Origin of the sequence: Lentibacter sp., from assembly GCF_965657785.1 — a bacterium.
Lineage (GTDB): Bacteria > Pseudomonadota > Alphaproteobacteria > Rhodobacterales > Rhodobacteraceae > Lentibacter.
Genome location: NZ_CBFHPP010000025.1, coordinates 1 through 26,742 on the forward strand (window position 1 = coordinate 1; position 26,742 = coordinate 26,742).

The 26,742-nt window shown below is 59.7% G+C and carries 25 protein-coding genes, 1 tRNA gene and 1 pseudogene; 21 read left to right on the forward strand and 6 right to left on the reverse strand.

The features are described from left to right. Window positions 1-326: 326 nt before the first annotated feature. Genes ACTF58_RS11595 through ACTF58_RS11610 form a run of 4 tightly spaced genes read left to right on the forward strand, consistent with a single transcriptional unit; the run spans window position 327 to window position 5,337 of the window. Window positions 327-1,580 carry a sarcosine oxidase subunit beta family protein gene (locus tag ACTF58_RS11595; protein WP_438992133.1) on the forward strand — a complete coding sequence of 418 codons (1,254 nt, stop codon included), beginning with the start codon at window positions 327-329 and terminating at the stop codon, window positions 1,578-1,580. A 16-nt stretch (window positions 1,581-1,596) separates the two neighbouring features. Next, window positions 1,597-1,869, forward strand: coding sequence for a sarcosine oxidase subunit delta (locus ACTF58_RS11600; RefSeq protein WP_438992134.1), 273 nt, complete (start codon window positions 1,597-1,599; stop codon window positions 1,867-1,869). Next, a complete protein-coding gene (locus ACTF58_RS11605) occupies window positions 1,866-4,796 on the forward strand; it encodes a sarcosine oxidase subunit alpha family protein (protein ID WP_438992135.1) in 2,931 nt (976 codons plus the stop codon). The genes ACTF58_RS11600 and ACTF58_RS11605 overlap by 4 nt, the downstream gene beginning before the upstream one ends. Then, entirely contained in the window at window positions 4,789-5,337 is a 549-nt protein-coding gene (locus tag ACTF58_RS11610) for a sarcosine oxidase subunit gamma (RefSeq protein WP_438992136.1), read from the forward strand. The genes ACTF58_RS11605 and ACTF58_RS11610 overlap by 8 nt, the downstream gene beginning before the upstream one ends. Here the strand turns inward: ACTF58_RS11610 and ACTF58_RS11615 are convergent. Next, window positions 5,334-6,680, reverse strand: a complete 1,347-nt coding sequence (locus tag ACTF58_RS11615; protein ID WP_438992137.1) for a cytochrome P450 — start codon at window positions 6,678-6,680, stop codon at window positions 5,334-5,336. The two genes, ACTF58_RS11610 and ACTF58_RS11615, sit on opposite strands and share 4 nt — an antisense overlap. 107 nt (window positions 6,681-6,787) lie before the next feature. Between ACTF58_RS11615 and ACTF58_RS11620 the strand changes: the two genes are divergently transcribed. The 6 genes from ACTF58_RS11620 (at window position 6,788) to ACTF58_RS11645 (ending at window position 11,316) form a co-directional block, all read left to right on the forward strand. Beyond that, window positions 6,788-7,351 (forward strand): hypothetical protein, encoded by a 564-nt coding sequence (locus ACTF58_RS11620; protein WP_438992138.1) that lies wholly within the window; start codon window positions 6,788-6,790, stop codon window positions 7,349-7,351. 111 nt (window positions 7,352-7,462) lie between these two features. Next, complete coding sequence (gene tuf / locus ACTF58_RS11625) at window positions 7,463-8,638, forward strand: elongation factor Tu (RefSeq protein ID WP_438992139.1); 1,176 nt, start codon at window positions 7,463-7,465, stop codon at window positions 8,636-8,638. A 187-nt stretch (window positions 8,639-8,825) separates the two neighbouring features. Beyond that, the gene (locus ACTF58_RS11630) at window positions 8,826-9,884 is read left to right on the forward strand and encodes a GSCFA domain-containing protein (RefSeq protein ID WP_438992140.1); all 1,059 of its coding nucleotides are present in this window, start codon (window positions 8,826-8,828) and stop codon (window positions 9,882-9,884) included. Next, the gene (locus tag ACTF58_RS11635; RefSeq protein WP_438992141.1) at window positions 9,868-10,602 is read left to right on the forward strand and encodes a hypothetical protein; all 735 of its coding nucleotides are present in this window, start codon (window positions 9,868-9,870) and stop codon (window positions 10,600-10,602) included. Before ACTF58_RS11630 ends, ACTF58_RS11635 begins: the two co-directional genes overlap by 17 nt. 51 nt (window positions 10,603-10,653) lie before the next feature. Then, a tRNA-Trp gene (locus ACTF58_RS11640) sits at window positions 10,654-10,729 on the forward strand. A gap of 89 nt (window positions 10,730-10,818) precedes the next feature. Beyond that, window positions 10,819-11,316 (forward strand): DUF4166 domain-containing protein, encoded by a 498-nt coding sequence (locus ACTF58_RS11645; RefSeq protein ID WP_438992142.1) that lies wholly within the window; start codon window positions 10,819-10,821, stop codon window positions 11,314-11,316. Between the two features lie 54 nt (window positions 11,317-11,370). Here ACTF58_RS11645 and ACTF58_RS11650 read toward each other — a convergent pair whose 3' ends face one another. After that, window positions 11,371-11,595, reverse strand: coding sequence for a hypothetical protein (locus ACTF58_RS11650; RefSeq protein ID WP_438992143.1), 225 nt, complete (start codon window positions 11,593-11,595; stop codon window positions 11,371-11,373). A gap of 113 nt (window positions 11,596-11,708) precedes the next feature. On the opposite strand from ACTF58_RS11650, the gene ACTF58_RS11655 reads away from it, so the two are divergent. The 8 genes and pseudogenes from ACTF58_RS11655 (at window position 11,709) to modC (ending at window position 18,414) form a co-directional block, all read left to right on the forward strand. Continuing rightward, complete coding sequence (locus ACTF58_RS11655) at window positions 11,709-11,903, forward strand: hypothetical protein (protein WP_438992144.1); 195 nt, start codon at window positions 11,709-11,711, stop codon at window positions 11,901-11,903. A gap of 122 nt (window positions 11,904-12,025) precedes the next feature. Then, window positions 12,026-12,211 (forward strand): hypothetical protein, encoded by a 186-nt coding sequence (locus ACTF58_RS11660; protein ID WP_438992145.1) that lies wholly within the window; start codon window positions 12,026-12,028, stop codon window positions 12,209-12,211. Window positions 12,212-12,238: 27 nt separating this feature from the next. Beyond that, window positions 12,239-13,234, forward strand: a pseudogene (locus ACTF58_RS11665) (TRAP transporter large permease subunit); the annotation flags it as partial. 300 nt (window positions 13,235-13,534) lie between these two features. After that, window positions 13,535-14,281, forward strand: coding sequence for a hypothetical protein (locus tag ACTF58_RS11670; RefSeq protein WP_438992146.1), 747 nt, complete (start codon window positions 13,535-13,537; stop codon window positions 14,279-14,281). Between the two features lie 173 nt (window positions 14,282-14,454). Next, the gene (locus tag ACTF58_RS11675) at window positions 14,455-15,825 is read left to right on the forward strand and encodes an aspartate aminotransferase family protein (RefSeq protein ID WP_438992147.1); all 1,371 of its coding nucleotides are present in this window, start codon (window positions 14,455-14,457) and stop codon (window positions 15,823-15,825) included. A gap of 74 nt (window positions 15,826-15,899) precedes the next feature. Continuing rightward, window positions 15,900-16,646: a molybdate ABC transporter substrate-binding protein gene (gene modA / locus ACTF58_RS11680; RefSeq protein WP_438992148.1), complete on the forward strand. Its 747-nt coding sequence runs from the start codon at window positions 15,900-15,902 to the stop codon at window positions 16,644-16,646. Continuing rightward, window positions 16,643-17,335: a molybdate ABC transporter permease subunit gene (modB, locus tag ACTF58_RS11685; RefSeq protein ID WP_438992149.1), complete on the forward strand. Its 693-nt coding sequence runs from the start codon at window positions 16,643-16,645 to the stop codon at window positions 17,333-17,335. Before modA ends, modB begins: the two co-directional genes overlap by 4 nt. Next, a complete protein-coding gene (gene modC / locus ACTF58_RS11690; RefSeq protein WP_438992150.1) occupies window positions 17,332-18,414 on the forward strand; it encodes a molybdenum ABC transporter ATP-binding protein in 1,083 nt (360 codons plus the stop codon). The genes modB and modC overlap by 4 nt, the downstream gene beginning before the upstream one ends. 88 nt (window positions 18,415-18,502) lie before the next feature. On the opposite strand, the gene ACTF58_RS11695 is transcribed toward modC, so the two are convergent. Both ACTF58_RS11695 and ACTF58_RS11700 read right to left on the reverse strand, forming a co-directional pair. Continuing rightward, entirely contained in the window at window positions 18,503-18,955 is a 453-nt protein-coding gene (locus ACTF58_RS11695; protein ID WP_438992151.1) for a GNAT family N-acetyltransferase, read from the reverse strand. 14 nt (window positions 18,956-18,969) lie between these two features. Further along, complete coding sequence (locus ACTF58_RS11700; RefSeq protein ID WP_438992152.1) at window positions 18,970-20,151, reverse strand: hypothetical protein; 1,182 nt, start codon at window positions 20,149-20,151, stop codon at window positions 18,970-18,972. A gap of 129 nt (window positions 20,152-20,280) precedes the next feature. Here ACTF58_RS11700 and argS point away from each other — a divergent pair, with 129 nt between their 5' ends. Beyond that, window positions 20,281-22,002 carry an arginine--tRNA ligase gene (gene argS, locus ACTF58_RS11705; RefSeq protein ID WP_438992153.1) on the forward strand — a complete coding sequence of 574 codons (1,722 nt, stop codon included), beginning with the start codon at window positions 20,281-20,283 and terminating at the stop codon, window positions 22,000-22,002. A 285-nt stretch (window positions 22,003-22,287) separates the two neighbouring features. Here argS and trxB read toward each other — a convergent pair whose 3' ends face one another. Then, complete coding sequence (trxB, locus tag ACTF58_RS11710) at window positions 22,288-23,232, reverse strand: thioredoxin-disulfide reductase (RefSeq protein ID WP_438992154.1); 945 nt, start codon at window positions 23,230-23,232, stop codon at window positions 22,288-22,290. A 202-nt stretch (window positions 23,233-23,434) separates the two neighbouring features. On the opposite strand from trxB, the gene ACTF58_RS11715 reads away from it, so the two are divergent. Further along, entirely contained in the window at window positions 23,435-23,935 is a 501-nt protein-coding gene (locus ACTF58_RS11715; RefSeq protein ID WP_438992155.1) for an Lrp/AsnC family transcriptional regulator, read from the forward strand. Between the two features lie 343 nt (window positions 23,936-24,278). Here the strand turns inward: ACTF58_RS11715 and truA are convergent, their stop codons facing one another. Continuing rightward, a complete protein-coding gene (gene truA, locus ACTF58_RS11720) occupies window positions 24,279-25,046 on the reverse strand; it encodes a tRNA pseudouridine(38-40) synthase TruA (protein ID WP_438992156.1) in 768 nt (255 codons plus the stop codon). Window positions 25,047-25,181: 135 nt separating this feature from the next. Here truA and ACTF58_RS11725 point away from each other — a divergent pair, with 135 nt between their 5' ends. Further along, window positions 25,182-26,594, forward strand: a complete 1,413-nt coding sequence (locus ACTF58_RS11725; protein WP_438992157.1) for a YcjX family protein — start codon at window positions 25,182-25,184, stop codon at window positions 26,592-26,594. Window positions 26,595-26,742: the final 148 nt, after the last annotated feature.

Here is a 26,742-nt window from a genome sequence, read left to right on the forward strand (position 1 = left end):
AAGTATTTGGCTGGCATAAAGCGCTTTTCCAAAACCGTCAGGTCGCCACCCCAGGGGCTGACGTTAGCCTCCCAAGCGAAAGCTCGCTTCGTCCGCAGAGCAGACCTTGCGTTTTGGGAGATTGATATTCAGGCGGGAGATTTGTGCTGCGCGCTTCAACGCGATTGAAGCGGTTTTGTGCAAATCTGTAGAGCACAGTCGCGCGTGGGACAGTCTATGTCGAAAAGGGGACTTCCCCTTTGTGGCTCTCTTGATAGTCTGCTTGCAATTGAAGGCCGCATTTTGCGCGCTGCAACAGTATACTGCCTGCGGGCGAAGGGGGTCATATGCGCTTTTCCGCGCTGAAAATTCTCAAAGAGGGCCTGACGGGCAACAAGGGCTGGACGCCGCATTGGCGCAACCCCGAGCCGAAGGCGGAGTATGACGCGATCATCATCGGCGGTGGCGGGCACGGGCTTTCGACGGCGTATTACCTCGCCAAGAACCACGGCATGACCAATATTGCGGTGCTTGAAAAGGGCTATCTCGGCGGCGGCAATGTGGGGCGCAACACCACGATTGTGCGCGCCAACTATAGCCTTGAAGGCAACTCGCAGTTTTACTCCCATTCGCTCAAGCTCTGGGAAGGGCTGGAGCAGGATCTCAATTACAACGCGATGATGTCACAGCGCGGGATTATCAACCTGTTTCACTCTGACGGGCAGCGCGACGCCGCTGCCAAGCGGGCGAATATGATGATTTCGCAGGGCGATGATGCTGTTTTGCTCGATAAGACCACGGTGCGCGAGCTTCTGCCGAACCTCAACCATGACAACATCCGCTTTCCGATTTATGGCGGGCTTTACCACAAGCGGGGCGGCACGGCGCGCCACGACGCTGTGGCGTGGGGCTTTGCGCGTGGGGCCGACCAGCGCGGGGTGGATTTGATCCAGAACTGTGAAGTCACGGGGATTGATATTGTGAACGGGGTTGTGCAGGGCGTGCAGACGACGCGCGGCGCGATCAAGGCCAAGAAAGTCGGAATGGTTGTGGCGGGGCGCTCAAGCCAGGTGGCGGCGATGGCTGGAATGACCTTGCCGATCGAGAGCCATGTTTTGCAGGCCTTTGTCAGCGAGGGGCTGAAGCCTTGTATTGATCATGTGGTCACCTTCGGGATGGGGCATATGTATATGAGCCAGTCCGACAAGGGCGGGCTTGTCTTTGGCGGCGATCTTGATTTTTATGCCTCCTATGCGTCGCGGGGCAACCTGCCGACCGCCGAGCACGTGATGGAGGCGGCGATGTGTCTTTTGCCCCAAATCGGCAAGGCGCGGGTCTTGCGCTCTTGGGGCGGGATCATGGACATGACGCCTGATGGCAGTTTTATCATTGATAAGACCCATATTGACGGGCTTTTTGTGAATGCGGGCTGGTGTTATGGCGGGTTTAAGGCTGTGCCAGCCTCTGGCTATTGCATGGCGCATTTGATGGCGACGGGGCAGCCGCATGAAGTTGCTATGCGCCACCGTTTGGACCGTTTTGAAACGGGGCGGGGGCTTATGGACGAAGAGCACCGCGGCAGCCAGCACAACCTGCACTGAAGGATAAGGAAAGACAATGCGTATAGCCTGCCCCCTGTGTGGCGAGAGAGACAGCCGCGAATTTTCCTATAAGGGCCACGCGCTGGCGCTTGATCGGCCAGATGAGGACGCGTCTTTTGAGGCGTGGGACGATTATTTGCACAACCGCGAGAATGTGGCGGGTGTGACGCAAGAGCTGTGGTTTCATGACTTCGGCTGTGGGAGCTGGCTTGTGGCCGAGCGCAACACGGTGACGCATGAGTTTGGCGCGGTGAAGCTGGCGCAGGACGTGAAGGAGGCCAAGGCATGAGGATTGATGGCGAGGGCCTGATCAACCGTGGCCGCAAAGTGAGCTTTCGCTTTGATGGGCACAGATACGAGGGCTATGAGGGCGATACGCTGGCGTCGGCGTTGCTGGCCAATGGTATCAAGCTTGTGGCGCGCTCGTTCAAATATCACCGCCCGCGCGGGGTTTTGACGGCGGGCTCAGAGGAGCCGAACGCTTTGGTGACTGTCGGCAAGGGCGGCTCTCAGGACCCGAACGTGCGCGCGACTGTGCAGGAGATATATGAGGGGCTAGAGGCCGTGAGCCAGAACCGCTGGCCGAGCCTTGAGTTTGATGTGATGGGCGTCAACGATCTGGGCGCGCCCTTCCTTGGGGCGGGGTTTTATTACAAGACATTCATGTGGCCCAAGGCGTTTTGGGAGAAGCTTTACGAGCCTGTTATTCGCCGCGCGGCGGGGCTTGGGGCCATTTCGGGAGAGCCGATCACAGACAAATACGAGCGCGGTTTTGCGCATTGTGATGTCTTGGTGGTCGGGTCAGGGCCGACGGGGCTTATGGCGGCTTTGACAGCGGCTGAGGCGGGCGCGGATGTGATCCTTGCGGAAGAAGACAGCGCGCTGGGCGGGCGGCTTCTGAGCGAGGCGGGCGAGATTGACGGGATGTCTGCGCGCGACTGGGCCGAGGCGATGCAGGCCAAGCTTGCGGCCATGGGCAATGTGCGGATCATGACGCGCACCTCCGTGACGGGCGCTTATGACGGCGGCACATATGGGGCGCTCGAGCGCGTGGCGCATCACCGGCCGCTGGCCAAGGGCCTCGCGAAAGAGTGCTTCTGGAAGATCGCGGCGAAGCGCACTGTTCTGGCCGCAGGGGCTTTGGAGCGCCCGATTGCGTTCCAGAACAACGACCGCCCCGGCATTATGATGGCGAGCGCTGTGCGGGCCTATGTGAACCGCTGGAATGTGGCTCCGGGGCAGAAGGTTGTGCTCTTTGGCAACAACGACAGCATTCATGATGTGGCGGCTGATCTTTTGGCGGCGGGTGTGCATATCGCCGCTTTGGTGGACAGTCGCGCCGAGGCGCGCTGTGATCTGGATGTGCCGTTTTATGCGGGCGCACAGATCGTCGGAACCGAGGGACGCAAGGCGCTTGAGGCGGTGAGCATTGCGCGCGCCTCGGGTGTTGAGAAGGTTGCGGCAGATTGTCTTGGGATGTCGGGCGGGTGGAACCCGACTGTGCATCTCACCTGCCATATGAACGGGCGGCCAGAGTGGAACGAGGCGATTGCGGCGTTTGTGCCCAAGGTGGGCATGGTGCCCGGACTGATTGCGGCGGGGGCCTGTAACGGGGTCTTCTCGACGGCGGCCTGTCTTGGCGAAGGCGTCGGCGCAGCACAGGCCGCCTGTGATGCGCTGGGGCTGAAGGCCAAAGCGCCCAAGATGCCGAGCGCTGAGGACCGCGCCTATACTATCGCGCCGCTTTGGGCTGTGGCGGGCAAGGGCCGCGCTTGGCTTGATTTCCAGAATGATGTGACTGTGAAAGATGTGAAGCAGGCGGCGGTCGAGAACTTCCGCTCTGTGGAGCATATGAAGCGCTATACCACGCAGGGCATGGCGACCGACCAAGGCAAGAACTCCAACGTGCAGGCGCTGGCTGTTTTGGCGGATGCGACGGGGCGGGGCATTCCCGAGACGGGCACCACGACCTATCGCCCGCCGTTTACGCCTGTGGCTGTGGCGGCTATGGCGGCGGGGGCGGCTGACAAGGGCTTTGCCCCCGAGCGCTTTACCACGTCGCACCGTCTGACTGTGGCGGCGAAGGCGCCGCTGATTGAGGCGGGCTTGTGGTATCGCCCCTCCTATTTCCCGACAGAGGGCGAGACAACATGGCGGCAGTCTTGTGACCGCGAAGTTGGATATGTGCGCAATGCTGTTGGCGTCTGTGATGTTTCCACGCTGGGCAAGATCGACATTAAGGGCAAGGATGCGGGCGCGTTTCTCGATCTGGTTTACACCAATATGTTTTCGACCCTGAAGGTGGGCCGTGTGCGCTATGGGCTTATGCTGCGCGAAGACGGCCATGTGATGGATGACGGCACCACCGCGCGCTTGGCGGAGGATCATTTTGTGATGACCACCACCACGGCGGCGGCGGGCGAAGTCATGAAGCATATGGAGTTTGTGAGCCAGGGCCAGCGGCCCGATCTTGATGTGCGGTTTGCTTCTGTGACGGAGCAGTGGGCGCAGTTTGCTGTGGCGGGGCCAAAGGCGCGCGACTTGCTGAACGGCTTGCTTGACAGCCCGATTGACGGCGAGAGCTGGCCGTTTATGGCCTGTGGCGATGTCAAGGTTCTGGGCGTTGAGGGCCGCCTCTTCCGCATCAGCTTTTCGGGCGAGCACGCCTATGAGGTGGCGGTGCCTGCGCGCTATGGCGAGAGCCTGTTTGGCGAGCTGCGCAAGCGCGCGGCGAAGATGGGCGGCGGCGCTTACGGGATGGAGGCGCTCAATGTGCTTCGGATCGAGAAGGGCTTTATCACCCATGGCGAAATTCATGGCCGCGTGACCGCGTTTGACATTGGTATGCAGGGCATGATGAGCAAGAAGAAGGACTTTATCGGCAAGGGCGCGGCCGCGCGGCCCGGGCTTGTGGAGGAAGACCGCGAGATGCTTGTGGGCCTCAAGCCTGTCGGCGTTGTGAAGCAGCTTCTGGCGGGCGCACATCTTTACAACGACGGCGTCGAGCCGATCCGCACCAACAATCAGGGCTATCTGACCTCGGTCGGCTTTTCGCCAACTTTGGGCACCTATCTGGGCCTTGGCTTCCTCAAAGGCGGACGGGCGCGGCACGGCGAGATTGTGCAGATGGTTGACCATGTGCGCGGTGTTTCGACGACTTGTGAGGTCTGCCACCCAGTATTCCTTGATCCAGAAGGGGAGCGCAGCCGTGACTGAGCTTAAGGCACTATCGCCCGCAGCGGGGCTTTTGCCGCTGACGATTGGCAGCGTGACGCTGCGCGAAAACGAGATGAGCGCGCTGACGCTGATTGCGCCCTACAAGGGGCAAGAGGCGGCTTTGGGCAAGGCGCTTGACGCGGCGCATGGGCTGGGCTGGCCTGCGGCGGGCGCGACATCGGAAAACGGCGCGGCGCGGCTGGTCTGGTTTGGCCGCAACGCGGCGCTTTTGGTCGGGGTTGAGCCTGCGGGCAAGCTTGCCAAGCACGCGGCGCTGACGGATCAGTCGGATGCTTGGTCCTCGGTGACGCTTGAGGGGGCTGCGGCGCGCGATGTGCTGGCGCGGCTGACGCCAGTCGATCTGCGCGACACGGTGTTTGCTGTCGGGGCCACGGCGCGCACAGAAGTCTTTCATATGGCCTGTTCGATCACGCGGCTGGACGCAGAGAGCTGGCAGATCATGGGCTTTCGCTCCATGGCAAAGACGCTGGTGCACGACTTGCAGGTCGCTATGGAAGGCGTTGCGGCGCGCAGCGCCTAGACCGCTTCTGATGTGAGCCAGACGCCGCCTTCGGGGCGCAAGGTCAGGATCATAACAGGGTCAGGCGTTTTGCCTGCCACGGGCATGAAGCGGCGCTTTGAAAGCAGGGTTGCGAGGATAATCACCGCCTCTTGCAGCGCAAAGCTCGCGCCGATGCAGATCCGCGGGCCGTCGCCAAAGGGCAGGTAGGCGTAGCGCGCTGGCTTCTCGGCGAAGCGCTCGGGGCGGAAGGCGTCAGGCGCGTCCCAGAGGAGCGCGTTGCGGTGCAGCGCATAGATCGGGATCATCACAGTGTCGCCACGGCGGACCTCGCGGCCTGAGAGCCTATCGGGCGCTTGGGCTGTGCGCGAGACGAGCGCAGCCGGCGGATAGAGGCGCAGGGCCTCGTCAATGATCATGCGGCAATAGGGCAGGTTTGGCAGATCATCGGCTGTGGCCGTGCGGCCTTGCAGAGCGCTCTGGGCCTCATTGCGGGCCTTGTCCTGCACATCCTGATCAAAGGCGCAGAGATAAAACGCCCAAGCCAGTGTCAGCGCGGTTGTTTCATGGCCTGCGACAATGAATGTCAGCAGATTGTCACGCAGCTCGGCTGTGCTCATGGCGCGGCCTGTCTCGGGGTCTTCGCCCTCAAGCAAAAGGTCCAGCAGATCGGGGACCGCCCCCGCGCCCGCCGCGCGGCGCGAGGTGACGGCATCATCGGCTATGGTTTTCATCTGCCTGAGCGAGGCCCCCGCCCTGACGCGCGCGGGGCGCGGAACCCACATGGGCAGACCCAAGATATCAAACAGCGAGACTTTGCCTGCCGCCGCGATATAGGCATCAATCGCGCGGTGAACCTCATCAGAGGAAAACAACGCGCTGCCCGAGAGGGTGACGCGGGCTGTGATGTCAAAGGTGGCGCGCACCATTTCGGCATAGATGTCGCTGGCGCGCGGGCCAGCGGCCTCTATGCGCGCAAGGCTGGTTTCGGCGGCGGCGCTCATCACGGGGGCGAGGGCGCTTACGTTGCGATGGGAAAACACAGGCGCTGCAGCGCGGCGCTGCCAGCGCCAATGCGCGCCCTCCGCGATGAAGAGGCTTTCGCCAATGGCGGGGCGCAAAAGATTTTTGGTGACGTCTGATTTGGGGTAGTTGTCCAGCTCTTCCAGAAGCACACGGCGGATGGCGTCAGGGTCCATCAGCATATGCCAGCGTATGCCTGTTGTGCCCGAAACAACGGGCTGTTGCGTGGCGATATGGGGGATGATCGAGAGCACATTGTTGCGCGCCGCAGACAGGCTTTTGAGCAGCCCAAGCGGCGTGCGGGCCAGCGAAACGGCGACGGGGGTCTGGTTTTCGGGCATGGCGCGCTCCTCTGTTCTGTCTTGATGTAGGGTCTTGACGGGTGTGGGGCAATTGCCAGCGCGGCGGGGCTGGTATATCCCCGTGCGAAACGATTTTAGGAGCTGCCATGCTGCGCCGATTCTTTGTGTTTGCCGTTTTGGGCGGTGTTTTGGGCCTGATTGCGGGCTGCACCAACCCTGACGATCTGGACCAACCCGCCGTTGATCTGGGGGATTTCCGACTGGGTCATAATATTGTGATCGCGCCGAAAATGGAAAAAGGCCCGCTGAGCCGCGAGAAATCAAAAGAAGAGTGGACCGAGGCCGTTCAGGCGCGGATTGCCGAGCGGTTTGGGCGCTATGACGGCGAAAGACTTTACCATTTTGGCGTCAGTCTGGAGGGCTATGTGCTGGCGCAGCCGGGTATCCCTGTTGTGGCAAGCCCGAAGTCTGCGCTTATTTTGCGCATCACGGTCTGGGACAATGCGGCCAACAAAAAGCTGAATGAAAAGGCCCATCAGATCATTGTCTTCGAGCAGCTTTCCGGCGAGCAGGTGATCGGCTCTGGCCTAACCCAATCGGCCGATCAGCAGCTGGAAAACCTGAGCAAGAATGCCGCCAAGATGATCGAGCTGTGGCTGGTGCGCCAGCAGGCGGAGGAAGGCTGGTTTGCAGCGGAGGCCGACGGCTAGGCCGAGCGACAAATTCGCGGGTTGATTTCCCCCTCAGAAGGTCATATGTGCGCGCTCAGATCAAATCTGGCTGCGCGGAAGCGGGCCGTAACATGAAGGGGTGCCAACGCGATGGCAAAGGAAAAGTTTAGCCGTAACAAACCGCACTGCAACATCGGCACGATTGGTCACGTTGACCACGGCAAGACGACGTTGACAGCAGCGATCACGAAATACTTCGGTGACTTCAGAGCGTATGACCAGATTGATGGCGCGCCCGAAGAGAAAGCCCGTGGTATCACGATTTCAACAGCGCACGTTGAGTATGAGACAGAGAACCGTCACTACGCTCACGTCGACTGCCCAGGCCACGCGGACTATGTGAAAAACATGATCACCGGTGCGGCGCAGATGGACGGCGCGATCTTGGTTGTGAACGCGGCCGACGGCCCCATGCCACAGACGCGCGAGCACATCCTGCTTGGCCGTCAGGTTGGCATCCCGTCAATGGTTGTTTTCATGAACAAAGTTGACCAAGTCGACGACGAAGAGCTTCTTGAGCTCGTTGAAATGGAAATCCGTGAGCTTCTGTCCGCTTATGATTACCCGGGTGACGACATTCCAGTGATCGCGGGCTCAGCGCTTGCGGCAATGGAAGGCCGTGATGCGAACATCGGCGAAGACAAGATCAAGGAATTGATGGCGGCTGTTGACGAATACATCCCACAGCCCCCACGTGCGATCGACGAGCCGTTCCTTCTGCCCATCGAAGACGTGTTCTCAATCTCGGGCCGCGGCACAGTTGTGACCGGTCGTGTTGAGCGTGGCGCGGTTAACGTTGGCGACGAAATGGAAATCGTGGGCATCCGCGACACCAAGAAAACGACCTGCACAGGCGTTGAAATGTTCCGCAAGCTGCTTGATCGCGGTGAGGCTGGTGACAACGTTGGCGTTCTTCTGCGCGGCATCGACCGTGAAGGCGTTGAGCGTGGCCAGGTTCTGTGTAAGCCCGGTTCTGTTCAGCCACACACCAAGTTTGAGGCAGAAGTTTACATTCTGACCAAAGACGAAGGTGGCCGTCACACGCCGTTCTTCGCGAACTACCGTCCACAGTTCTACTTCCGCACAACGGACGTAACAGGCACGGTTGAGCTTCCAGAAGGCACTGAAATGGTTATGCCAGGTGACAACCTGAAGTTCGGCGTTGAGCTGATCGCGCCGATCGCAATGGAGCAAGGCCTGCGCTTTGCGATCCGCGAAGGCGGCCGCACAGTCGGCTCAGGCGTTGTTGCGAAAATCGTTGAGTAAAACGTCGAAGCCCGGCTTGCTGGGCTTCTGACGCGTGGGGGACAGTGCCTTTCTGAAAGAAAGGTCACGAGACCCCACAGCGCTTGAAATAGAAGGGCCGCCTCATGAGGGCGGCCCTTTTGGTTTGTGTTGATGCGTGTCACCGGCTTTGCTAAGTTTTGGAAAATGTAACGGATTGTATTAATTAATGAGTAACCCTTATGAGGCTCTAGAGCCGTCTGCCTTCTGGCGTAGTGCTGTTGCAGAGAGAGGCCCGCTCGGGCTGGAGCGGCTATGGGAGCCGAAATTTCACATTCGCCCTGACCATCGGATCGTCACTACTGGCAGTTGCTTTGCCCAGCATATCGGCAAGGCTCTGGCGGCGCGTGGATATGACTGGTTTGATGCGGAACCTGCGCCGCCTTGGCTGCGGGGCGAGGCCGCTGCGCGGTTCAATTATGGTGTTTTCAGTTTTCGCACAGGCAATATCTACACGCCGAGGATGCTGCTGCAATGGTTGAAGCTGGCCTTTGAAGGGGGGGAGACCGAGCTTTGGCAGGCAGAGGGGCGCTGGTATGATCCGTTACGCCCTGTGATCGAGCCGAATGGCTTTGGGAGCCAAGGCGAACTTTTGGACGCGCGTAGAGCCTGTCTGGCAAGCATTCGTCGGGCGGTCAGAGAGGCGGATGTTTTTGTCTTTACGCTCGGGTTGACGGAGGCGTGGCGGCAGTTGGAGACAGAATTTGAATATGCGCTCTGTCCCGGAACTGTTGCGGGCGTGGCGTTTGACCCTGGGCAGCATCGTTTTTACAATGCCGGTTTTGCAGAGCTGAGAGCTGATCTTGAGGCCGCAATCGCCTTGATCGGGGCTGAGAACAGGGCCGTGAAAATCTTGCTCACGGTCTCGCCTGTGCCGCTCGTTGCGACTGCGTCAGGCGCGCACGTTCTGACGGCAACGTCACAGTCCAAGGCGCTGTTGCGGGCTGTCGCGGGCGAGGTTGTGGCCTCGTCAGAGGACATCGATTATTTTCCGTCTTATGAGATTATCACCCATCCCGTGTTTCGCGGGATGTTTTTTGCGCCGAATATGCGCTCGGTTGTGCCTGAGGGGGTGGCGACCGTGATGACACATTTCTTTGAGGACCAACGGCGGGTGTTTGGCGCGGTTGACCTCCCGCAAAAGCAGGAGCCGTCCAAAAAGCGTCGTGTGAAAGCTGGGGCTGATGTGAAATGCGAAGAGGAATTGCTCAATGCCTTCGCTCCGTAAGCTTGCCATTTTTGGCGATAGCAATCTTGGGGCCGTGCGGCGGGCGTTTGACGAGGGGCTCGTGGGCTTTCGCGGCTATGATGTGGAGTTTTGGGGTGCTGCGGGCAGTGAGTATCGCAACATTCATTACGGAAAGGGCGCGTTGCAGGCGATCACGCCGGAGGCGGAAGAGACTGTTCTCTTGGTTAATCGGAACGGACGCAAGCATCTGAAGACAGCAGACTTTGATACGTTTGTTTTTTATGGTGTGCGGCTTCGGTTGGCCGAGTTTTTCGCGGGGTATCTTGATTTGATGTTGGATTCGGACCGCGCGATCAGTGAAGCGGCACTTGGTGTGGCGGCTGCGCAGTTTTTGCAGGAGCGCCGCGCCGTTCGGATGGCGCTGCTGATGAGAGAGGATGGGGCCAAGGAAATTGTCTTTGCCTATGCTGGATTTCCCTGTTGGGGTGTCGTCAATCAGCAGGAAGAGGGGCGCCTTTTGGCGGATGTCCCAAGGGTTGTTGAGGCGCTGCCCGAGCATAGAGCACGACTTTGGGGGGCGCTTGAGCGTGCCTTTGAGGAGCTGGGCTTTGGATTTATCGGACAGCCTGACGAAACTGTGGTGCAGGGGATGTTTACCGACCCTGTCTATGCCGTCGAAGGCGCGGCAGATAAGGAAGATGCCAATCATAAATCGCCGCGTTTTGCGGCTTTGCTGCTGAAAAAGCGTTTTGACTGAAAAAGCGCCTTGATTTCCGCGTCGCTGCGTTTTATCGCATAGCTCGGCCTTAGGGGTATAGCTCAGTTGGTAGAGCGACGGTCTCCAAAACCGTAGGCCCACAGTTCGAGTCTGTGTGCCCCTGCCATTTTCCTTTGATGACTTGTCATTTCGATGATCAAAGCCTAGTCCGACGCGGGTAGGCTTTGGCGGCAAAGATGTGAGGAGACCTTGGGTATGAGGCTATTTGAACGTATTCTTGGCGCGCGCTTTGAGGCGCTTGCGCCCGAGGTTCAGGCGCTCCACCGTCAGGTTGGGATCAGGGAGGGCGAGATCAGTTTGCGCGCCACGCCGTTGATGCAACTCTTTGGCTTTCCTCCGCCTTGTAAGGATGCGCCACTCTGGTTTGGCACCAAAGAAGAGGAAAACGTAGCGATATGGCGCCGGCAGATCAAAGATCGTGAGCTGCGCTCGGAGCTGTGGCAGGCGGGCGATCTGGTTGTGGAGCGCATGGGTATTGTGACCATCACATCAGCGCTTGTCATTGAAAATGGGGCGCTTCGCCAAGAGGCACGCGGCCTGCGCTTTATGGACATCCCTTTACCGCGGGTGCTTTGGCCGCGCGTGACGGCGCTCGAATGGGGCGCAGGCGGCAAGTATCACTTCAAGATTGAAGTGCGCGCGCCGATTGCTGGTTTTGTCTTGCTGGCCTATGAGGGCTGGCTCAGGCCTTAGGTGGCGTTTTGTGTCGCGCTTGAGGATAAGCTCTGTTCTTTGTAGCGGGAGGCCTCAGAACGCCTGTGGTGTGAGGCCTGACTGGAACCAGCTCACAAAACTATAAATTGAATAGACGGGCAGTTCTGTTGCCGTTGCGACGGCGGCGGCATAGGGCGGCATATTGGTGCATTCGAGCACAAGCGCTCCAATATCAGGGTGACGCTGGCAAAGCTCTTCTGCGGCCAGTTTGATTTCGACTTGGGCGGCGGCGGTATCAAGCTCGGGAGCGTTTCCCAAAATTGCGGCGCTAAAATGGCTGCCGTCTGGGACAACGGGCGCGTGGAGGAGGTAATCACGGCCATATCTATCAGGATTGCTGGCTCGAACGGGCGGGAGACAAAGCGTGGGTCATGATCATGTTCCAGAACGAAAGGATCAAGCAGGGAAATTCCCATCCCTTCTTTGATAAAGCTCAGGAGATTTTTGAAGAGATGGGAGTGCACCCGCGTGCGCAGGGGCAAACCTGCGGCGTTGAAGACCTCTCACAGACGGCGCTGTGTCATGTGATCAGGACCCATGGCGATGAACGGCTCGTTGGCGATTAACTCTGGCGTGAGAATATCATGGCGCGTCAGCGGATTGTCGCGGTGAAGGGCAGGACGGGTTTGGACTGTTAAGGGATAAACTGTGAGCGTGTCGTAGAGCAGGGGCAGGACTTTACGCCCGAATGGCTGATCACATTCTTTTCAATGTTCGCCACATCGCCCCTGAAGTGGGGCGAGCTTTGGGCCAGCTCGGGGGAGGGCTGGGTTTATACGCCTGTTTGGTTGCCACAGCTTCCCATGTCGATCGGGACAGTGCTTTTGGCCATTTCGATCTGGGATTATCTGACGCGGCTTATGTGCTTGCGTGAAACGCAAATTCACGGGGAGGTTCTAGAATGAGCGAACTTTACGCCACGGTTATTTTCCTTTTCGTTCGGTTTGCGCTTCTGGGCGGCTCTGTCTAGATCGGATTGGCGCTGATGGGTGTTGCTTGGGTGGGTATGGAGCTGATTACCATGCGCCCCGCAGGCGATGCCATGATCACAACGATCTGGTCGGGCGCGTCGAGCTGGGCGCTCACGGCGCTGCCGCTTTTTATCTGGATGGGGGAGATCCTGTATCGAACGCGCTTGTCCGAAGATATGTTTCGAGGGCTTGCGCCTTGGATGCGCTATTTGCCGCGCGGGCTTTTGCACACCAATATCGTGGGTTGCACCATTTTTGCGGCGGTGTCCGGCTCTTTGGCTGCGACGCTCAATAGGGTTGGGAAAATGTCGATCCCCGAGTTGCGCGAGCGTGGGTATCCCGAGTTTATGATCATTGTCACACTGGCGGGGGCTGCCACTTTGGGCCTGATGATCCCGCCCTCTCTGACGCTGATTGTTTATGGTGTGACGATCAACGAAAGCATTACCAAGCTGTTTATGGCTGGGGTCTTTCCGGGGCTCGTTCTGGCGGGGTTGTTCATGCTTTATATTATGGCTTGGGATTATATGTATCCCGATCAGCGCCCAGAGCCTGAACGCAAAATGTCATTTTCCGAGCGCATGGCGGAGAGCCGCTTTTTGCTGCCTTTGCTCGCGCTGGCTGGCTTTGCGCTTTTTGGCCTCGCCGCCTCGCCCTGTGCAATTGCTTTTACTTTGATGCTCGCGGCGCCCTCTGTGACGGGCAGCCCGAATATCTCGATCTGGCTCGTCATCGGGGCGGCCTTTGTGACGCGTCATATCGCCTTGCCCGAGCTGGAGGGCGCAGGCCGCGACGCTCTTGATTGGGTTATGTCTATAGGGCTGGCGGTGATTGTGATTGGTCTCATGAGCGCCTTGGGGCCCGCTATCAAGGCGGTTCCTTGGGAGGTTGGCACGTGGCTTGTGCTCGTGTTTCTTGTGAGCTTTGGGTTGCAGGTTGTGGCGCATATTGTGTTGCGCACGTCGGGAGGGGAAGCGGACGCCGCTCCTTTTGCTCTTGTGGCAGGAAATCGCAACGTGGCGCTGTTCTTAGTGGCCCTGCCAGTCACGCAATCGCCGGAGTTCCTGATCTTTCTTGGGTGTTATCAGATCCCTATGTGTCTCACCGCGATCTTGATGCGCCCCCTTTTGGGCAAGCCGTCAACACTCTGTTGACGGATCCGATTTGGGGCTGACATAGGCTTTTGGCTGTGGTTTCAGGGCCATTAACGCAAAGGTGGAGGGCTTATGGCGCAGGGTATTTCCAGTGTGACGGAAGCGGAGCTTCGCTTGGGTATATCCCTCAATACCGAGCTGGTTGATATGGTCGAGCGCGGTTTTGTCGCCTTGGCGCAGGGGCAGGTGACAGGGGCCGAACCAGTTTCTGAAGCTTTTACCGACCTGCAGGCTGCCGCCGCTGGGGCTGTTGCCGCGAAATACCTTGCGCCAAAGGATGTGCGTGTTGCGGGTGTGATTGGTACGGGCGTTCAGGCGCGACTTCAAATGCGGGCGGCACATTTGGTGCGCCCGTTTGAGCGGCTCTTGGTCTTTGGGCGCAATTTACAAAAGGCGGCGCGCTGTGCTGTTGATTTGAGTGAAGCGCTGGGCATTGACTGTGAGGTGACCACAGATCCGGCCGATCTTGTGGCGCAAAGCCAGCTTGTTGTGACAGCGACCTCTGCGCGCGCGCCTGTGCTTAAGGCCGAGTGGTTGCACAAGAATTTGCATATCACAGCGATCGGCGCTGATCAGGCGGGTAAGACAGAGATCGACCCAAGGGCACTTGTTGCGGCCAGTCTGTATGTGACGGATCGCGCCAGTCAATGCGCGGTATTAGGCGAGCTTGAGGCTGCTTTGGCGGCGGGGCTGTGGCCCGACGATACGCCGCCTCTGGAGCTTGGAGATGTGATCATCGGAAAGGTAGAGGGGCGCCAAGACGCCGCTGATATTACGATTTGTGACCTCACGGGGGCTGGCCACAGGATACGAGGATAGGCGCGACTGTGGCGCAAATCATGGGCGGTGTAGGCGTGAAAATCAGCTGTTGGGGCAATTTGTTCTGGAACTGCCTGCCAAGTTTTGGCAGGAAGGGCCTGCGCATTAACCCAACCATCTGCACGCTGAGCTCCGGCATAAAGGTGAGATGCCAACCATAGGAGCGTTTTCATATGCTGAAGAACGACCATCTCGAAGCTTGGGACCGTGAGAACTTTTTTCACCCCTCCACACATCTGGCCGAGTTTGCCCGTGGCGTGACGCCACAGCGGATCATCACAGGCGCCAAGGGCTGCCATATTGAGGACCGCGACGGCAACCGTCTGCTCGACGCCTTTGCAGGGCTTTACTGCGTTAATGTCGGCTATGGGCGTCAGGAAATTGCCGAGGCGATTGCGGCGCAGGCCAAAGAGCTGGCGTATTACCACTCCTACGTGGGCCACGGAACCGAGGCGAGCATCACACTTGCCAAGATGATCCTTGATCGCGCACCTGATCATATGAGCAAAGTTTACTTTGGCCTTGGCGGCTCTGATGCGAACGAAACCAACGTCAAGCTGATCTGGTATTACAACAACATTCTGGGCCGCCCCGAAAAGAAGAAAATCATCAGCCGCTGGCGCGGATATCACGGCTCTGGCCTTGTGACAGGCTCGCTGACGGGGCTTGAGCTGTTTCACAAAAAGTTTGATTTGCCGCTTGCGCAAGTGGTGCACACAGAAGCGCCCTATTACTTCCGCCGTGACAATCTTGACCAATCCGAAGCTGAATTTGTCGCGCATTGTGTGGCCGAACTCGAAGCGTTGATTGCGCGCGAGGGCGCTGACACCATCGCGGCCTTTATCGGCGAACCTGTGCTTGGCACGGGCGGTATTGTGCCCCCGCCTGAGGGCTATTGGGCGGCTATTCAAGAGGTTCTTGAGCGACATGATATTCTGCTTGTGGCGGATGAAGTGGTGACGGGCTTTGGCCGTCTTGGAACCATGTTTGGCTCTGAGCACTACGGCATGAAGCCTGATCTGATCACCATCGCCAAGGGCCTCACATCGGCCTATGCGCCGCTGTCAGGCTCGATTGTGAGCGAGAAGATGTGGGCGGTTCTGGAGCAAGGCACAGACGAAAACGGCCCTATTGGCCACGGCTGGACCTATTCTGCGCATCCGATTGGCGCTGCGGCAGGCGTTGCCAATCTCAAGCTGCTGGATGAGCTGAACCTTATGCAGAACGCGGCTGAAACGGGCGCTTATCTGAACGCCGCGATGGCGGATGCGCTGGGCGGACACGCGAATGTGGGCGAAGTGCGCGGCGAGGGAATGCTTTGTGCTGTTGAATTCGTCAAATCGCGCGATGGGCGGGTTTATTTTGACGCCGCCGAGAAGATCGGGCCGCAGATTGCGGGGGCCTTGCTTTCTGAAGGCGTGATTGCCCGCGCCATGCCGCAGGGGGATATCCTTGGGTTCGCCCCGCCGTTCTGTCTGACGCGCGAGGAGGCTGACGAAGTGGTCGGCAAGACGGCCAAGGCTGTAAAATCTGTTCTGGGCTAAGACGTTAGGCTCTGACATTATGGCCCCGATGTCTGGAAATGGCATCGGGGCTTTTTTGTGCGAAGGAAGAGGCGATGGCGCGCGCAGGCAAATGGGGATTGGCGGCTGTCTTGGCTGTTGTGCTGAGTGGCGCAACAGCGGCTGAGACCGTGACCGTTTTTGCGGCGGCGAGCTTGAAGACGGCGCTTGACAGCTTGAAGCCCGAAGCCGAGGCGGCCACGGGGCAAGAGCTTCGGCTTGTTTATGCGGGCAGCTCTGCTTTGGCGCGCCAGATCGAGCAGGGCGCGCCTGCGGATATCTTTATTTCGGCCAATGTCGAGTGGATGGATCACTTGCAGGAGCGTGGGCGCGTTGAGGCAGCCCAGAGCGTTGACCTGTTGGGCAATTCGCTTGTTCTGATCGGGCGGGAGGCCGAGCCTGATCTTCACCTTGGCGATGCGGCGCGCTTTGGCGAAGGCCGCATTGCCATGGGCCTGACCAAGGCTGTGCCGGCTGGGATCTATGGCCGTGCGGCGCTGGAGCGTTTGGGGCTTTGGGAGCCGCTCAAAGCGCGGGTTGTTGAGACAGACAATGTGCGCGCCGCACTTGCGCTGGTGGCGCGGGGCGAGGCGCGCTACGGGATTGTTTATGCGAGTGATGCGGTTGCGGAACCTAAGGTGCAGGTTTTGCTGAGCTTTCCCGAAGACAGCCATCGCCCGATTGTTTATCCGGCCGCGCGTTTGACGCAAAACGGGGCGGCAACCTTTGCGTTTTTGCAGAGCGAGGCCGCTTGGGCGCAGTTTGCCGCGCAAGGCTTTTTGCGCATAGAGGCCCGCCCGTGATCTGGCTTGGCCCCGAGGAATGGCAGGCTGTTGCGCTCTCGCTCAAAGTGGCGCTCTGGGCCACGGCCTTGAGCCTGCCTGTGGCGGTTGTTGTGGCCTATGCGCTGGCGCGGGGGCGCTTTTGGGGGCATGGTCTGCTCAACGGGCTGGTCCACTTGCCACTCGTTTTGCCGCCTGTCGTGACAGGGTATCTTCTGCTCATGTTTTTTGGTGCGCAAGGGTTTGGCGGGCGGATTCTGGAGGCTGTCGGGATGCCGCTGGCGTTCCGTTGGACGGGGGCTGTCTTGGCGGCTGGGCTCATGGCGTTTCCGCTTGTGGTGCGCGCGATCCGCTTGTCGATTGAAGCGGTCGATGAGCGGCTCGAGGCGGCGGCGGCCACGCTGGGAGCTTCGCCTTTGAGAGTGTTTTTCACAGTCACATTGCCGATGGCGATGCCCGGGGTGCTGGCTGGCGCTGTGCTTGGGTTTGCCAAGGCAATGGGCGAGTTTGGCGCAACGATTACATTTGTCTCCAATATCCCCGGCGAGACCCAGACTTTGCCTTCGGCGGTCTATAGCTTTTTGCAGGTGCCAGGGGGAGAGAGCGCGGCCGTCAAGCTTGTGATCATCGCTGTCGTGGTGGCGATGGGCGCGCTGTTGCTTTCGGAATGGTTGGCGCGGCGTATGGCGCAGAAGGTGGCGGGCAGATGAGCTTGCAGGTTGATATTGCCAAGTCGCTGAACGGGTTTGAACTACGTGCTGACTTTGCTGCGCCTGAGGGGATCACGGTTTTGTTCGGGCCGTCTGGGTCGGGCAAGACCACGCTGATCAATGCGGTTGCGGGGCTTGTCACGCCTGACAGTGGGCGGATCGCATTGGGCGAGCGGGTGCTGTTTGACGCGGCCAAGCGCAAAAACCTGCCTGCGCATAAGCGCGGGGTTGGGTATGTGTTTCAGGATGCGCGGTTGTTTCCGCATTTGAGTGTGGAAGGTAACCTCAACTACGGCCGCAGGCTGGCGGCGAACCCGCCGAGCGTCGCCGCGTTTGACCGTATTGTGAAACTTCTCGGGATTGGCGACCTGCTGGCGCGTAGGCCAGCAAAGCTTTCGGGCGGGGAGGCACAGCGCGTGGCGTTGGGGCGCGCGCTCTTGAGCGGGCCACAGGTTTTGCTCGCGGATGAGCCTCTGGCGGCGCTCGATACGGCGCGCAAAGGCGAGCTTCTGCCATATTTTGAGCGGCTGCGCGACGACGGTGGGCTGCCGATCCTCTATGTGACCCATTCGGTGAGCGAGCTAGGGCGGCTGGCCAATCAGGTGGTCACGCTGTCGCGAGGCACCGCATCAGGCCTGCGTGCGCCTGCAGATGTCTTGGCCGATCCAAGTCTTGTTTCGGGCGGGGTGCGTGGTGTCGGCGCTGTGATTACTGCAATTGTTGTGGCGCATCATGCGGACGGGTTGAGCGAACTTGCTGCCGGGGGGGCGCCTTTGTTTTTGCCAAAGCTCGGGCAGGCGATTGGCGCTCCTGTGCGGGTTCGGATTGCGGCGAGTGATGTGATCCTGTCGCGCCAGAAGCCTGAAGGGCTGTCTGCGCTCAACATCCTGCAAGCTCGGGTTATGGGGCTGCGGGAGGGCGAGGGGCCTGGCGCGATTGTGGCTCTTGAAACGGCGGCAGGGCAGATCCTGTCGCGGATCACCCGGCGCTCGGCCAAGGCGCTTGGGCTTGCTGTGGGGTGTGAGATTTATGCGGTAGTGAAAACCGTTTCGATTGCTCAGGAAGATATTGGCGGATGAGGGCTGCGCGCTTGCGCGGATGTGGTGACAGTCTGAAAGCGGCCCTTCGGGGAGGATATTTAGAGAAAGAAAAAGGGCTGGGGAGGTCTTAGGCGACTGGTTTGTTGTATTTGACAAAGGGTGTGAGCGTTGCGACCCTGTCGTAGAGCTGGCGCGCGGTTGTGTTGAACTCCTGGGTGAGCCAGTAGGTGCCTGTCGCGCCCTTTTTGACCGCCTCGGAGTGCACCGCCTCGATCAATGCGCGACCTGCGCCTGTGCCGCGACGGGCCGGATCAACATAGAGGTCCTGAAGATAACAGGTGTTTTCAATCGACCACATATGGCGGTGAAAGAGGTAATGGGTGAAGCCGATGGCTTGCCCGCTTTTGAGGGCGATGAGGCCTTTGAACTCGGTGTCTTCGTCTGACAATAGCCGCGCAAAAGAGCTGTCATAGACCTCTTTGGGGCGCGATGTTTCATAAAAGGTTAGATAGGCTGTGAACATACGGCCCCATTCGGGGCGATCTGAGGCTGTGATGGCGCGAATGTGCAGATCTGACATAGGTTTGCTTTCGGCTATTGGGCGAGGCCGAGAGCGGATAAGCTCTGCTCAAGGATATCTTTGGCACGGGACGTGATTGCACCCATGTGGAGGCATTCGGCTGCCAAAGCATCAGTGCTTGCCATGAGCATATGGGGGCTTTTGGCTATGAAAGCGGCCTCAATGGGGGGCGATGCTGGCTCTGGCGGCTCTGTGCCGCCGAGTGGCAAGGCGCGCGCGTTGGTGCAGGCCTCTTCGGCGCGCAAAAGTTCTGTGCGCGTCGCCGCGTCGCAGTTAAGCACAAGCGGCTCGCCCGGGGTGTGGGACAGAAACAGCCGGCGCAAGAGGCGCGGGCCATAATAGGCCAGAAGCGCCTCAAGAGAGGGCAGCGCAGTCGCTGCAGGCGCGCGGGGCGACATTTCTTGGGCCAAAGCGGGGCGCACAGGATCAATCAGGCAGACCAAGAGCTGGGCCTGACCTGCGCTGATCAGATCAACGCCTGCAATGAGGCCGGGCGCATAGCTTGCGTGATCCTTGCGGAAGACATCAATCAACAGGTCATAACCGCGTGCGAGCTTGTCGGAATGATAAGCCAGATCGGCGGCGTAATAGGTATAGCGTCCGTCGCCGTCAGTGAGGGGGCGAGGGCGCAGATCGCCGCGCGAGACGGTGTCGAGCATGAGGCGCGCGGTTGGTGTCTCTGGGGCTGTGGTGATCAAGTTGCCTGAGCTGTCCATGAGAGCATCTTTGCGGGCGAAGTCGCTGAAAAGGCGTGGCAACTCTCCACGTGTTTCAAGGCTGCTTTCGTGGGTGAAGGTATCAAACTGCACCTCAAGAGCGGCGAGACCTTCGCCGATGCTGGCCATGGCCGCTTGGACGGCGGCGCGGCGGACGAGGGGGAGCCAGTCGGCTTCGGCGGCTGTGAACAGCTCTTTTGGCAAGCCTTGGCGCACGGTGGCGGCGAGGGCTGTGATTTCGTCGGATTCGAACTCAGAGGGCGCGACACAGCGCGCAAACACGCCGCGCGCGAGGGCATCTGCCTGTGGGCCTGCGTCGTTGACGTAGTATTCGCGCGTCACGTCATGGCCAAGGGCCGCCGCCATGCGCGCGAGCACATCGCCTATGATGGCGGCATAGGCATCTTCGCCGCGCAGGGGGCGGCTGGGGTAGGCCGAGACGAACTCGACATTGATGCGCTGGGGCTTTGTGGTGCTCATGGAAATTTGATAACAGTAAACTCAAGCCAAGGGGAAGCCTTGCCAGCATGATTTGCCTCTTTTCCTCAGGGCGCAAGCTCGGTATGCACAGCCCGACTTTGAAACCCATGCCAGGAAGGCCCGCGCCAGATGCAAAAGACCCTGATTGAGACGCTGCAAGCGTTCGTGAATGCCGCTTTTGAGCGTGCGGGCTATGACACGAAATTTGCGGCTGTGCGGGTTTCGGACCGGCCAGACCTTGCCGACTTTCAGTGCAACGGGCTCATGGGCGTTGCCAAGAGCCAGAAAATGAACCCGATGGATGCTGGCGCGGCAGTTATGGAAGCTCTTGATATGGAAGGGCTTTTTGAGGCCGATTTTGTGAAGCCGGGCTTTCTGAACTTTAAGGCGACCGAGGCTGCGCTTTGCGCTTTGGTGGCGGCCTCGGCGGCTGATCCGCGTGGGCTTGCGCCGACGGCCCCTGCCTCAAAGATCATGGTGGATTATGGCGGGCCGAACCTTGCCAAAGAAATGCACGTGGGGCATTTGCGCTCTGCGATTGTTGGGCACGGGCTGATCAACCTTCTGGAATTTGCGGGCCATGACGTTGTCAGTGATGTGCACTTGGGCGACTGGGGCTTGCAGCTTGGCCAACTTATCACGCAGATCGAAGAGGTGCGGCCTGACCTCTTTGAAGACGAGGTGAGCGCACCGATCACTATGCTCGATTTGCAGGAGTGGTATCCTGCGGCCTCGGCCAAATCAAAGGCGGATGAAGTCTTTCGCGATAAGGCCCGTGTCGCCACCTCGGCGCTTCAGGCGGGCGATGCGCGCTATATGCGGCTCTGGCATAGGATTGTGGATGTGAGCATTGCCAGCCTGCGCCGTGATTACAACCGTTTGGGCTGTGACTTTACCTATTTTTATGGCGAGAGCCGCTATCAGGAAATGCTTGGTCCGCTTGTGAAGAGTTTGGAAGACAGTGGCGTCGCAGAACTGTCCGACGGGGCGATTGTTGTGCATTTAGAAGAGGATAAGAAGCTTCCTCCGCTGATGCTGCGCAACAGCAACGGCGGCTATGGCTACGGCGCGACCGACCTTGCGACCATCGTGGACCGTCTGGAAACAGACACGCCAGACTACATTCTCTATGTTGTGGATGCGCGCCAAAAAATGCACTTCCAGCAGGTCTTTTTGGGCATGGAGAAGACGGGTCGTCTGGGCGACACTGTGCTTGAGCACACGGCCTTTGGGACTGTGAACGGGACCGACGGCAAGCCCTTTAAGACCCGTGAAGGCGGGGTGATGCGGCTGCATGATCTGATGGAAGAAATGCACGCGGCGGCACGCAAGCGGCTTGAGGATATGGGCAAGCTTGACGGGGCCGAGCTAGAAAAAACGGCTGAGCAAATTGCCATCGCTGCGATCAAGTTCGGGGAGCTTTCACACGACCGAGAGAGCAACTATATCTTTGATATGGAACAGTTTTTGCAGTTTGAAGGCAAGACGGGGCCATATATTCAATACACCTGTGTGCGGATTGCTTCGCTGATGGAAAATGCCCGCGCGGCGGGGCTTGTGCCTGCGGCATTCACTGAGGTGAGCGACGGGGCGCGCAGTCTTGTTCTGACGCTTGATGCCTTTCCTGCAAAGCTTGCGCGGGCGGTGGAAACCCGCAAGCCAAGCAATATGGCGATGCACGTCTACACGCTCGCCAATGCGACCAATTCTTTTTACCAATCCAACCGTGTTTTGGGAGAGGGGATCGATCCGACCATTGCGGCGTCGCACCTCGGCCTTTTGGCCGCAGCCAAGGGCCAGTTGGAGCTTGGCTTGACGCTCCTCGGGATTGAAGTGCCTGCCAAGATGTGAGCGGGGCAAAAAATATTTGATATTTTTGGGGGCGCATTAACGAATGTGCCCTGAGCGGTGATTCTGGGGGGGTGAAAAGCGTGCACATTGCGTGCACCCCCCGTGCACCGGCAAAACAGGGGTTTTTGAAGAGAGACGAGTGTGACCGCGCCGTGCGCGGCTTTGACCTTTTGGTAAGGATTGCGCTGCGGCTGCGCCGCACCGCCCGGCTGGGGGCGCTGCCCCCAGACCCCCGGGATATTTTTAGAAAGAAAAAGAGCTAGGCGGGGGCTGGCGCAGGGGCGCTTAGCTGTCTTGTTCGGCCAAGAAGCGTTCGGCCTCCAGCGCGGCCATGCAGCCCATGCCTGCGGATGTGACGGCCTGACGGTATTTGTGATCGGTCAGGTCGCCTGCGGCGAAGACGCCCGGGATCGAGGTTTCTGTGCTGTCGGGTTTGGTGACAACATAGCCGCCCATGTGGGTTTGCAGCGTGTCTTTGATCAGCTCGTTGGCGGGGGCGTGGCCGATCGCGATAAAGACGCCTTTGCAGGGCAGGTCTGTGATCTCGCCTGTTTGGGTGTGTTTGACTTTTACGCCTTCGACGCCGAGGGGCATATCTGTTCCGTAAACTTCTTCGATTTCGTGAAACCAGAGCGTTTCGATCTTGGGATTTTTCATCAGGCGGTCTTCGAGGATCTTCTCAGAGCGCAGGGTGTCGCGGCGGTGCACGAGTGTGACCTTGCTGGCGAAGTTTGTCAGGAAGAGCGCCTCTTCGACGGCGGTGTTGCCGCCGCCGACCACGACGATCTCTTGGCCGCGGTAAAAGAAGCCGTCACAGGTGGCGCAGGCCGAGACGCCGAAGCCTTTGAACTTGTCTTCGGAGGGCAGGCCGAGCCATTTGGCGCGCGCGCCTGTGGCAAGGATCACGGCGTCGCAGGTATAGAGCGTGCCGCTGTCGCCCTGGGCTTTGAAGGGGCGCTCGGAGAGGTCAAGGCTGGTGATGATATCGCCGATGATTTCGGTTCCCATGGCTTTGGCGTGCTCTTGCATCCGGATCATCAGATCGGGGCCTTGGACCTCGCTGTCGCCGGGCCAGTTTTCCACTTCGGTGGTGGTGGTGAGCTGGCCGCCGGGCTCAATGCCTTGCACAAGGATCGGCTCCAGCATGGCGCGCGAGGCATAGACGCCGGCCGTATAGCCAGCGGGGCCTGAGCCGATGATCAGAACTTTGGTGTGACGCGTTTCAGCCATGTGGGAGCCTCTGGTTCTATCTGTGAAAAACGGGGGTGGGCCGATCTATAACTTCCTTGCTGGGGGAAGGAAAGAGGGCGCGCGGGGGAGCAGGTTGCGCTGCTTTGAGGTCGGTGTTTTGCTTTCTTGCTCGGAGTTGAAATATTGTTGCGCCTGCGGGGTGCGGTGATATAACAATCGGAAAATCTGGAAGGGATAAACGATGCCGCATACGCGTCTCGATGAGATTGACCGTAAAATCTTGGCTGAGCTGCAAGCCGATGGGCGGATGACGAATGTCGAGCTGGCAAAGCGGGTCGGGATTTCTGCGCCGCCTTGTTTGCGCCGTGTGCGCACGCTGGAAGAGGCGGGCTTTATTCGCGGCTATCATGCCGAGGTCAACCCGCGCGAGCTTGGCTTTGAAGTGCAGGTCTTTGCGATGGTTGGGCTCGTCAGTCAAGCCGAGGCCGACCTGTCGGCTTTTGAAGCGCGCTGCCGTGCCTGGCCCTTGGTGCGCGAGTGCCATATGCTCAATGGCGAGGTCGACTTCATTCTCAAATGCGTGGCGCCTGACCTCTCGACATTCCAGAGCTTTCTGACAGAAGACCTGACGGCGGCGGAGAATGTGGCGAGCGTAAAGACCTCGCTGGTGATCCGTGGGGCGAAAGACGAGCCCGGTGTGCCGTTTGATGTGCTGGAAGCGCGCTTGGCGCGGCAGGCGTGATGGGCTGGCCGGCGTTTGGGGGCGCTCGCGCCCCCTCTGCCTCCGGCATTCACCCCCTGAGGATATTTCTGGAAAGAAAAAGACTTTTTTAACTTTCATCATCCAAGCTTGTGTCACGGAACAGGCGGGGACGCCGATGGCCGTGAAAGGAAAAGAGAGTTCTCTTTTTGAGGAAGGGTTGGAAACAGCTCTTCCTTTTTCTTTCTGAAAATATCCATGGCCCGACTCTGCGTATCAACTCCGCTCTGTCGGGTTCGCGCTTGCTGCGCAAGCGGCTCAGGAGCGCGAGGGGCTGGCCCCTCGCCTCGGTCGGATTTTCGCGCAGCGAAAATGCGAAATTCGCTTAGGCAAACGGGTCTTCGGGGTAGAGCACGTGTTTGAGGTAGAGCCCCTGTGGCGGGCAGACCGGCCCGCAGGCGGCGCGGTCGCGGGCGATCAAGGCTTTTGTCACATCAGAGGGAGTCCATGAGCCTGCGCCGACGCGTTCCAATGTGCCCACGATGGAGCGGACCTGATTGTGCAAAAAGGAGCGTGCGCGGATGTGAAAGTGGTATTCGACGCCGCCTGCCACGGGGTGGTCGGTGATCCTGATGTCGTCGAGGGTTTTCACAGGGCTTTGCGCTTGGCAGATGGTCGAGCGGAAGGTTGTGAAATCGTGCTGGCCAATGAGCTGCGCCGCGCCCTCGCGCAGGGCGTCAATGTCGAGTTTGTTTTTCACCTGCCAGACGCGGCCTTTGTCGTGCACTGAGGGGGCGCGGCGGGCCAGCAGGCGGAAGAAATACTGCCTCTCTAATGCGCTAAATCGGGCGTGCCAGTCGTCAGTCACTTCGGCGCAGGCGACGATGGCGATCGGGCTTGGGCTGAGGTGGTAGTTCAGGGCTTCCGAGAGGCGGAAGGGCGTCCAGTTTTGCTCCATATCGGCATGGGCGACTTGGCCGAGGGCGTGAACGCCTGCATCGGTGCGCCCTGCGGCGGCGATGGTATGGGGGCGCGGCTCCAGTTTGGCCAAGGCGGCTTCGATTTCGCCTTGCACCGTGGTTTCTTCTTTTTGGCGTTGCCAGCCTGAAAAGGGTGCGCCGTTGTATTCGATTTTGAGGGCATATCTGGGCATAGGCGGGCTTTAGCGCTTCGGGGGCGGCGCGGCAAGCCTCGCTGACGGCGGCAGGGGCTGCGCGACGCTCCCCTCTGGTGTGTGGCGCTCTTCGGCCCTATCTTGGAGACAAGCGAAGCCAAGAGGGGCAGTAGAGTGATCGGTGAGTTGGCGGATAGCATTGCGCGGCAGGTGGACACTCTGGCGGGCACGGTCTCGCAGGCTTTTATGGAGCCTGTGATCCGTGTGGGGGTGACGGGGCTGGCGCGCGCCGGCAAGACTGTTTTCATCACTTCGCTTGTGGCCAACCTGCTCAACCTTGGCCGCATGGGCGGCTTGGCGGCTCAGGCGCAGGGGCGCATTGAGGCGGCCTATTTGCAGCCGCAGCCCGACGATACGGTGGCGCGGTTTCAGTTTGAGGCGCATTTGGGCGCTTTGACGGGCGCGCGGCCGCATTGGCCGACCTCGACCCGCGCGGTGAGCGAGTTGCGCCTGTCGTTGCGGATCACCCCGCGGGGGCTCTTGGGCGGGCTGTCTGGTGCGCGGATCGTGCATATTGATATTGTCGACTACCCTGGCGAGTGGCTTTTGGACCTTGGTTTGATGGAGAAATCCTATGAAGCGTGGTCGGGCGAGGTCTTGGCGCGGCTTGAGGGGCGGGATGAGGCGGTTGATTTCTTGAAAGAGGCTGGGGCCGTTGCGGGGGGCGAGGCGTTTGAGGAGCCTTTGGCAGAGGCTTTGGCGACGTCTTTCACCGGGTATCTCACGGCGGCGCGCGATGCGGGCTATTATGACTGCACGCCGGGGCGGTTTTTACTGCCCGGGGCGCTTGAGGGCTCGCCTGTGCTGACATTTGCGCCTTTGCCCAAAGCCGAGAGCGCGGGCCGCAAGAGCCTCTGGCGCGAGATGGAGCGGCGGTATGAGGCTTATAAAGCCAAGGTTGTTACGCCGTTTTTTCGCGACCACTTCTCCAAGATCGACCGTCAGGTTGTTTTGATTGATGCGCTGGGCGCAATCCATAAGGGGCCTGAGGCGCTGGAGGATATGCGCCGCGCGATGAGTGATATTCTGGAGGCGTTCAAGCCCGGGCAAAACGCTTTTCTGAAGCGGCTTTTCTTGGGGCGGCGGGTCGAGAAAATCCTGTTTGCTGCCACCAAGGCGGACCATTTGCATCATGAGCAGCACGCGGCGCTGACGGGGATTGTCGAGGCTTTGGTGCGCGGGGCGGCGGACCGTGCCAGCTTTGCGGGGGCCGAAGTCTGCGCGATGTCGATTGCCGCCTTGCGGGCCACGGAGGAGGCCGAGATGCGCCATGATGGCGAGAGGCTGAAGCTCGTGCGCGGCCAGCTCTTGGAGAGCGGCAAGCAGGCGGCGTTTTATGCAGGGGATCTGCCGTCTGACCCTGCGAAGCTCTTGCAGCCTGCCCGCGAGGGGGCGCAGCGCTGGCTTGATCAGGATTACCAGATCATGAGTTTTGCGCCCGCTGTCTTAAACCTTGCGCGTGGCGACGGGCCGCCGCATATCCGGCTTGATCGCGCCGCCGAGTTTCTGATCGGAGATCGCTTGTGAGCGTGGCGCGGGCACATCTTTGGCATTTGCCACGGCTGCTTGGCATTCTTTGGGCGGGCACGCGCGGGCAGGGGCCTGTGGCACGGCGGCGCGACGAAGATGCGCGCGCGCTGGGAAAGCTTATTGTGCAGGGCAAGGTGCAGCTTTG